This is a genomic window from Mycobacterium sp. (genome assembly GCF_008709575.1).
Classification (GTDB): domain Bacteria; phylum Actinomycetota; class Actinomycetes; order Mycobacteriales; family Mycobacteriaceae; genus Mycobacterium.
In genome coordinates, this window is sequence record NZ_VYIK01000296.1 from 1 (window position 1) to 732 (window position 732).

Genomic DNA, 732 nt, shown 5'->3' on the forward strand with positions numbered 1-732 from the left:
AGCGTTTGAATCGGGCGCGGTCGTCGGCGGTGATCCGGTAGTCGACCATCTGCGTCTTAGCCTGAATCCGTGGATGGGCCGGTGATTTGATCGGCGTGTGAACAGCGAAAATGCCTTCTGAACTGGGACAATACGGGTGCTGAAACCAATTTTGTCCAGTGTTCAGGAAGGCATTTTCGGTGCACTCATCCTATACGTTCACCGTCGGGTCGGCGGTGTTTGACGAGCAGAATCTGGTGTCGGCGGCCGGGCTGGTGCCGGTGCTGGAACTGGCTGAGCAGACCGGTCTTTCGCGGTTGATCGACGAGCACGTGGACCTGCCGTCGACGCGGGTGAAGTCCGGGGCGGTCAACCCGGCAGGCAAGCTGACCACGATCATCGCCGCGATGGCGTGCGGCGCGGACAGCATCGATGATGCCAACGAGCTACGCGCCGGTGGCACCCCACGGGTGTTCAACGAGGTGTATGCGCCCTCCACGCTGGGGATCTTCTTGCGCGAGTTCACCTTCGGGCACGCCAACCAGCTCGCCGCGGTGGCCCGTGCGCAGCTGGTAGCGCTGGCGGCCCGGATGCCGCTGCTGGCCGGGGCAGAAGAACGCGTCTTCATCGACATCGACTCGTTGCTGCGCCCGGTCTACGGCCACCACAAACAGGGCGCCTCGTTCGGGCACGCCAAGATCGCCGGCCGGGCGCTGCTACGCCGGGGTCTGTCGCCGCAGATCACCACGATCT

1 protein-coding gene is annotated in these 732 nt (G+C 64.2%); it reads left to right on the forward strand.

What is annotated here, in order from left to right:
• Positions 1-179 precede the first annotated feature (179 nt).
• Positions 180-732 (forward strand): transposase (locus F6Q13_RS18555; protein ID WP_293059661.1); only part of this gene is annotated, 553 nt, incomplete at its 3' end.